This window comes from Sphingobium scionense, from assembly GCF_014197035.1.
Taxonomy (GTDB): Bacteria; Pseudomonadota; Alphaproteobacteria; order Sphingomonadales; family Sphingomonadaceae; genus Sphingobium; species Sphingobium scionense.
On record NZ_JACIEU010000099.1, the window covers coordinates 1 to 1,125 of the forward strand.

Here is a 1,125-nt window from a genome sequence, read left to right on the forward strand (position 1 = left end):
CTCTCCAAGATCAACCAGATCCCAGCTTTCGCTGGGATGACGGGACAAAGCCAATGACCGACACGCTCACTCAGCCCGACACCCAGGCCCCGATCTACCAGACCGATGCGCTGATCGCGCAGGACATCGACGCCTATCTCGACGTCCATCAGCACAAGACCATGCTGCGCTTCATCACCTGCGGCTCGGTCGATGACGGCAAGTCCACCCTGATCGGGCGGCTGCTCTATGATTCGAAGATGATCTTCGAGGACCAGCTCGAGGCGCTGCAGGCCGACTCCAAGCGCGTCGGCACGCAAGGGGGCGAGATCGACTTCGCCCTGCTGGTCGATGGCCTCGCCGCCGAGCGCGAACAGGGCATCACCATCGACGTCGCCTATCGCTTCTTCGCCACCGAAAAGCGCAAGTTCATCGTCGCCGATACCCCCGGCCATGAACAATATACCCGCAACATGGTCACCGGCGCGTCCACCGCCGACCTTGCCGTCATCCTGATCGACGCGCGCAAGGGGATTCTCACCCAGACGCGGCGCCACAGCTACCTCGCCCACCTGATCGGCATCCGCAACATCGTGCTGGCCGTCAACAAGATGGATCTGGTCGGCTATGACCAGGCCGTGTTCGACGGCATCGTCAAGGATTATGCCGAGTTCGCGCAGAGCATCGGCATCAGCGCCTTCACCCCCATCCCCATTTCCGGCTTCAAGGGCGACAATATCACCGCCCATTCCGAGAATACGCCCTGGTATCGGGGGCCGACCCTGATGGCCCATCTCGAAAGCGTCGAGGTCGATGCCACCACCGCGGCGGCCAAGCCCTTCCGCATGCCGGTCCAGTGGGTCAATCGCCCGAACCTCGACTTTCGCGGCTTTGCCGGCCTGATCGCCAGTGGTTCGGTCAAGCCGGGTGACGCCGTGCGGGTGCTGCCTTCGGGCAAGACCAGCACCATCTCGCGCATTGTTACGCTCGATGGAGATCTCGACGAAGCGATCGCCGGCCAGTCGGTCACGCTCTGCTTCGCCGACGAGATCGACTGTTCGCGCGGCGACGTCATTGCCGTGGCCGACAATCCGCCCGAGGTCTCCAGCCAGTTCGAGGCGACCATCGTGTGGATGGATGACGAGG

The 1,125-nt window shown here is 63.0% G+C and carries 1 protein-coding gene; it reads left to right on the forward strand.

The window, feature by feature from the left end; genetic code table 11:
- Positions 1–53: 53 nt before the first annotated feature.
- Positions 54–1,125: GTP-binding protein (locus tag GGQ90_RS28915; protein WP_188084659.1), on the forward strand; the 1,072-nt coding region annotated here is incomplete at its 3' end.